5 protein-coding genes are annotated in these 6,683 nt (G+C 67.4%); 2 read left to right on the top strand and 3 right to left on the bottom strand.

The features are described from left to right. From P409_RS22410 to P409_RS22405, 3 genes are all read right to left on the bottom strand, one after another. A partial coding sequence (locus tag P409_RS22410; protein ID WP_034843887.1) for a hypothetical protein occupies window positions 1-186 on the bottom strand: 186 nt, incomplete at its 3' end. A gap of 364 nt (window positions 187-550) precedes the next feature. Beyond that, entirely contained in the window at window positions 551-880 is a 330-nt protein-coding gene (locus tag P409_RS38165; protein WP_152613488.1) for a hypothetical protein, read from the bottom strand. Between the two features lie 393 nt (window positions 881-1,273). Beyond that, window positions 1,274-3,568, bottom strand: a complete 2,295-nt coding sequence (locus P409_RS22405; RefSeq protein ID WP_081991710.1) for a TonB-dependent hemoglobin/transferrin/lactoferrin family receptor — start codon at window positions 3,566-3,568, stop codon at window positions 1,274-1,276. 436 nt (window positions 3,569-4,004) lie between these two features. Here P409_RS22405 and P409_RS22400 point away from each other — a divergent pair, with 436 nt between their 5' ends. Together P409_RS22400 and P409_RS22395 are read left to right on the top strand one after the other, a co-directional pair. Beyond that, window positions 4,005-6,203, top strand: a complete 2,199-nt coding sequence (locus P409_RS22400; RefSeq protein ID WP_034843885.1) for a phosphocholine-specific phospholipase C — start codon at window positions 4,005-4,007, stop codon at window positions 6,201-6,203. A 91-nt stretch (window positions 6,204-6,294) separates the two neighbouring features. Further along, complete coding sequence (locus P409_RS22395; RefSeq protein WP_034843882.1) at window positions 6,295-6,540, top strand: hypothetical protein; 246 nt, start codon at window positions 6,295-6,297, stop codon at window positions 6,538-6,540. Window positions 6,541-6,683: the final 143 nt, after the last annotated feature.

The raw sequence follows: 6,683 nt of genomic DNA, 5'->3' as shown, positions 1-6,683 counted from the left end.
GAACTCCTTGGCCTGGGTCGCCTCGCCGGCGGCGACCGCGGCCAGCAGGGCCTTGTGCGTCGCCTCCGCCTGCTCCATCGCCATCTCGGCCAGCCGGTCGAGCATGCGCCCGGCGCGCGCCGCCTCGGCCGGATCGAGGGCCGGGCCGGTCGGCTGCGGGGTGGAAACGGAGCATGCGTTGTTCATAGAACATATCATGAACGAAATGAACCGGCTGCGCAATGAACATTGCGTTAACTGCGATCCCCAGCTTCCGGATCGTCGCGGACGCCTCCGCTCGCCGATCGTCCCCAAGGGCCGGCTGCAGCCGGGCGGGCGCTTTGGCATGACGGGGCGGATGGTTTGGCAGAAATGCCCTTGGTCCGGAAAGGGTGATATGCGGCCATCGCGCCGGGCTCCCGAGAGCGGACATAGCCGGATTCGACCCTTTCCGGTCGGGCACCGTGAGGGCCAAATTGACCTTTTGTGGAAGCGTTTCGCCACATTAACCCATCCAGCTTACGCTGAACGGAGTTGACAACCAGTGTCAAATCGTGGGCTTTGGTCGAGGTTACTGATCGATCCTGAAATCTAGAACTTCCAAATCACGCTTCCGAACGAGCACCGCCGGAGAAACTTGAGCGACAACGCCAGCACGGCCATCAACAGGAATTCGCGGATAAAACTCAACTACCCAATTGTCACCATCATCTATAATATTTGCGCTCTTCGAGGTTATGTCATAACCAAATTTGGTCATTCTTTGCGCAACATATCGCCTAGCAACTTCAACGGCTTTGTCTCGCTCGGTTATTTCGGGCAAGCTCTGGCAACCTGCTGCCAGAATGCTCGCCAGTGCGAATAGCGCGGTCGTGGAAATCCTGAAATTGGCAATCTTCACTGTTCTGCTCCAGAAAATGGATCATCTCAATATCATCAATTTCCACTTTCCGCCCATCTCGGCCGATCTGACCGGACGGATCGGGCTCAAAGCCGCCGCGGGGTAGTCTTCCCCTGACACTCGCGCGCTGGCCGCCGGAACGGGATCGATGACGACCCGATCCTTCCCTGTGCCGTGTCCGCTTTCGGGCAAGATTGGATCGCCGGAAATGTCCGCTTCCGGGCAGCCAGGAGGGCCGGTGATCGACCGCAAAGAGCATTGCGGTCAGAGCGGGGGCTATCCTGAGCCATCATGCCGGCGGCGTCCGGTCGCGCATTCCGGGACGCGCCCCTGATCCGGCGGCATGCCCTCCGGCCGGACCGAGACGGCGACCGTGCCGCCGTCCCGTGCCCCTCAGAACCGGTAGGTCAGGTTCAGCCGCACGCTGCGGCCCGGCTCGGTGTAGTAGCGCAGCGGCTGGGTCGGGCTGTCGGGGATGTTGAGCGCGTCGTAGTATTTCCGGTCGAACAGGTTGAACACGCCCGCCTGGATGCGCACGCCGTTCAGCCGCTCCGGCTCCCACCAGCCGGTCAGGTCGACGATGGCGTAGCCCGGCGCCTTGAACTGGGTCTCCTCCTCGACCTTGTCGCGCCTGGTCGCCATGGTCAGCGAGGCGTCGGCACCCCAGCTGGTCGAATCGTAGCCGAGGCCGACGATGGCCCGCAGCGGCGGCACCGAGTTCAGATAGACCTCCGCCCCCTCGTCGCGGCCCACCGCCCAGGCCAGCGAGGCCCAGCTGCGCCAGCCGTCGCCGAAGCGCCAATGCGCCGCCGCCTCGATGCCGTAGATCCGCACCCGCGCCCGGTTCTCATAGGAGGTGACGCCGAGCGGGTAGCTGCCGGACGGCACGCCGACGCTGGCGGGGTCGACGCTGACGCTGTCGATGAAGTTGCGGTACCAGTTGTCGAACCAGGTGATCGAGCCGCCCAGGTCGTCATCGCCCAGCCGCGCCCCGATCTCGTAGCCGCTGCTGGTCTCCGGCTTCAGGTCCGGGTTGCCGAGGCTGAGATAGGTGCCGGGGCCGCCATAGTTCAGGTAGAGCTGGGTGGCGGTCGGCGCCTTGAAGCCCTTGGCCCACTGGGCATAGAAGGTGACCTCGTCCAGCGCCTGCCAGGACACCGCCACCTTCGGCGACAGCGCGCTGTCGGAGGAGGAGGACGGCAGGCCCGACACGTTCGGGTTGTCGCGATACGCCGCCGTCTCGTGCGGGTTCAGCTCGTACCAGTCGAAGCGCAGGCCGGGAGTCAGCTTCACCCGGCCGTCCAGCATCGCGATCTCGTCCTCGGCGTAGAGGCCGACGGTGTTGCCGCGCACCTCCGGCATGTCGGCCTGGTTGCTGTGCAGGAAGCCGCACAGCCGCGGCCCGAAGATCGCCGGCCGGGTCGTCGGCGTGGTCGGACAGTTGTCGAAGCCGCCGGAATATTGCTCCACCCCGATGTGGTAATACTCGCCGCCCACGGTCAGGCGGTTCGCCAGCCCCGCCAGGTCGACCGTCCTCTCGGCCTCGCCGTTCACGCCCCACAGCGTCTGCTCGATCCGGTTCTTCCGGCTGTAGCGGCCGCTGGGATAGCCGTACTGGAACGGGTCGCCCTTGATGATGCCGGCGCGGGAATCGACGCCGCGCAGCCCGTCATTGCCGTCGACGCGCTCGGTCTGCAGCCAGTACGCCGTCAGATGCGCCCGGTCGAGGAAGCCGCCCGATTTCGGCGCGGTGTAGTCGTAGTCGATCGAGGCCCGCTTGCGCTCGCTGCGCTCCAGCCCGTCGTCATGGCCGATCAGGTAGCTCTGGCCCGGCCCCTGGTCGGTGCGGATGTCGAGATTGTCCTGGCGGCGGAAATACTCGCCGGTGAAGGACAGGCGGTGGCCGCCCTCAAACCGATGCGCCAGCTTCACCAGGAGGCTCTGCTGGTCATAGTCGTCCGGGTTCGGCCTGGTGCGGTCGGCGCCGAAGCCGCCGATGTTGCCGCGGTTGTCGAGCTCGTGTCCGATGCGGAAGCCGCCCTGCAGCATCAGGGTGGTGTCGGTGGCGATGCGGCCGGCCACCGCGGCGGTGCCGCCGACGCTGTCGTCGTCGCCCTGGTACCCGAACTTGGCGATGCCGCCGAAATCCCGCCCGTCGGCGATCAGGTCCTCCGGGTCGAAGGTGCGCAGTGCCAGCACGCCGCCCAGCGCGCCCGAGCCGTAGCGGCTGGAATCGGCGCCGCGGACGACGTCGATCCTGGACAGGGTGTCGAAGTCGAAGCTGCGCAGCCCGCCGCGGACGTTGCGGGCGCCGTCGTCGAGATAGGGCAGCCGGATGCCGTCGATCATGGTCAGCACCCGGTCGCCGTCCAGGCCGCGGATGTTGATGCTGTCGTTCTGGCGGTTGAAGTTGATCCCGGCGTCGACGCGGCGGCCGAGATCGGTCCAGCTGCGCACGAAGCGCTGGTCCAGCTCCTGCCGGTCGGTGCTGTCGGTCCAGGCCGGCTGGTCCTCGACCTTGGCGCCGGTGACCGCGATCGGCGCCAGCTGCAGCGTCGTGCCGGCCGGGGCCGGCGCCGTCGGAGCCGCTGTCTCCGGCGTCGACTGCGCGAGAGCGAACCCGCCGCCCAGACTCAGGGCGCCCAACGCCACGCCCAGGCGCAACGCGCCGCGATACCGACCGACCATGCACGACCCCCATTCCGCGAGATTGTTTCCGGCGGCTGGGGGCGATCCGACCTGGCTGAACCGGGACTGCGGCGCGGCAGCCGGCTGTCTGCGGCCCGCGCGATCCGGCTGTGAGTTATCCGCAGCGGCGCCGGGACGTCAACAATATTTTGCAAATCATTCTCAATATCACTTTGTTTGGCACGAAATCAGATTCGAGAAGCTTCCGAAGGCGCCGCTGCCGACTTCGGCTAGAGGAATCGTCCACAACATTCTTAAGAAAACCTGGCGAAGCGACATCTGCCTGCAACAAACCTTGGCTACGGTCCCGCCACATTTGAAACGGCGCATTACCGACGTCGCGATCCCTGGGACCGCGGCGAAGGGCGGCGTTGTCCCTTGTCCAGGCCCGGCGATCACCGCCGCCCCTTGCCCCTTCCCTCCGGGAGAGACGACGATGACGTCTGAAAGCAGACGCGACTTCCTGAAGATGGCGGGAGCCGCCGCCGGCGGAGCCGCCGCGCTGTCGATGTTCCCGCCGGTGATCCGCGACGCGCTGGCGATCCCGGCGCACAACGCCACCCGCTCGATCAAGGATGTCGAGCATGTGGTGATCCTGATGCAGGAGAACCGGTCCTTCGACAACTACTTCGGGACCTTCCCCGGCGTCCGCGGCTTCGGCGACCGCTTCACCATCCCGCTGGCGAACGGCCGCACCGTGTTCCAGCAGTGGAACGGCAACCGGGTGGTGATGCCGTATCACCTGGATTCGAAGAAGGGCAACGCCCAGCGCGTCAACGGCACGCCGCACAGCTGGAACGACATGCAGGCGGCCTGGGCCGACGGCCGGATGAACCAGTGGCCGCTGTTCAAGCAGAACCAGTCGATGGGCTACTACACGGAGACGGAGGTTCCGTTCCAGTTCGCCCTGGCCAACGCCTTCACCATCTGCGACGCCTATCACTGCTCGCTGAACGGCGGCACCAACCCGAACCGGCTGTACCACTGGACCGGCACCAACGGCGCCACCGGGGCCGGCGTCGCCGCGGTGGTCAACGAGTGGGACGATTTCGGCCCGTCCAGCCAGGGCTACACCTGGACGACCTATCCGGAGCGGCTGCAGAAGGCCGGCATCTCCTGGAAGGTCTACCAGAACATCCCGGAGAATTTCGGCGACAACCCGCTGGTCGGCTTCAAGCAGTACCGTCGCGCCAGCGAGGCCGCGGGCAACGGCCCGAACGGCAGCCCCTACGTGCCCTGGACGCCGGCGATCGACCAGGCCCAGCCGCTGTACAAGGGCATCGGCAACACCATGCCGCAGAGCGCCCTGACCACCCCGGCCAGCAACCGGCTGGTCGAGTTCCGCGCCGACATCCAGGCCCGCAAGCTGCCGCAGATCTCCTGGATCGTCGCGCCGGCGACCTATTCCGAGCATCCCGGCCCGTCCAGCCCGATCCAGGGCGCCTGGTACGTCCAGGAGGTGCTGTCGGCGCTGATCGCCGACCCGGACCTGTGGAGCCGCACCGTCCTGATCGTCAATTTCGACGAGAATGACGGCTTCTTCGACCATGTGCCGTCGCCGGCGGTGCATTCGCTGAACCCGGACGGCAGCCCGGCCGGCGCGTCGACCCTGTCGGACCAGGCGACCGCCTTCGAGCGCTTCAACTACCCGGTGCCGCCAGGCACCACCGGCCAGCCGAAGCCGGACGGCCGCGTCTTCGGCCCCGGCCCGCGCGTCCCCTGCTACATCGTCTCGCCCTGGAGCCGCGGCGGCTGGGTCAATTCGGAGGTGTTCGACCACACCTCGGTGCTGCGCTTCCTGGAGACCCGCTTCGGGGTGCAGGAGCCGAACATCCCGCCCTATCGCCGCGCGATCTGCGGCGACCTGACCTCGGCCTTCAACTTCGTCAACCCGAACAACGAGCGGCCGCCGCGCCTGCCGAGCCAGACCAAGGCGCAGGCCGACGCCGTGCGGGCGCAGCAGGAGACGCTGCCGCAGGTCCCGCTGCCGGCCGAGGCCAGCCAGGCGGCGCCGCGCCAGGAGCGGGGCATCCGCCCGTCGCGCGCCCTGCCCTATGAGCTGGCCGTCAACGGCGAGGCCGACGACAACCGGGTGAAGCTGAGCTTCCTCAACACCGGCAAGGCGGGCGCAGTGTTCCACGTCTATGACCGGCTGCATCTCGACCGGGTGCCGCGGCGCTATTCGGTCGAAGCCGGCAAGTCGCTGGACGGCGAGTGGACCACGTCCCCCGACTACGGCAAGTACGACCTGTGGGTGCTGGGGCCGAACGGCTTCCACCGGCACTTCACCGGCACCGTTGCCAGTGGCGGCCGCAAGGCCGAGCCGGAGATCGTCGTCAGCTACGACAAGCGCGCCTGCGGCCTGATCGTGCGGCTGATCAACCGGGGCAGCAGCCCTTGCGTGTTCACGCTGAAGGCCAACGCCTACAGCCTGTTCAACTTCCCCTGGCGCCAGCTGGTGCTGCCGCACGGCCAGTCGACCGCCTATCTGCCGCTGCTGCTGTCGGGCAAGTGGTACGACTTCACCGCGCGGATCGAGGGCGACTCGCTGTTCACCCGGCGCTTCGCCGGGCGCATGGAGGACGGGCTGCCGAGCGTGTCCGACCCCGCCATGGGCGACACCGGCCTGGCCTGATCGAGAGCACCCCGCGCCGGCCTTCTGGCCGGCGCGGGCCCTTCCCCGGCGCCGTGCTAGGATCGGCGGAACGAACCGGGGGAGGACCATCGTGCGTCGCGTGTTTTTCGGCCTGGCGGGCCTGATCGCGGTGGCCGGGCCGGCCTGGGCCGCCGGCGAGTACGGCGTGTTCTGCGCCGACAACCGCATCGAGATCGAGATGCGCACCCTGGAGCAGGAGAAGACCGCCCGCGGCAGCAATGTCTGCCAGTTCGGCGCCTTCGACTATCTCTCGGACGCCCAGAGCTTCGTGGCCAAGAACTTCGGCAGCCAGGGCGCGGCCTGCAGCTGCAAGTAGGGCCTGCTGCCCCGCCATTCAGATCCGCCTCTGCCTTCCACTCTCCCCCTCCCCTTGCGGGAGGGGGGAAGGGGAGGGGTTTGGCGCCGCTGGGATCGATGTTGGGCGATCGTCCCGGCCCGCCGGCTCCCGTCATCGACACC

It is taken from the genome of Inquilinus limosus MP06 (assembly GCF_000767795.1).
GTDB lineage: Bacteria > Pseudomonadota > Alphaproteobacteria > DSM-16000 > Inquilinaceae > Inquilinus > Inquilinus limosus_E.
The sequence above is the reverse complement of the archived record's forward strand: the minus strand, read 5'-3'. Positions and strand labels throughout refer to the sequence as shown.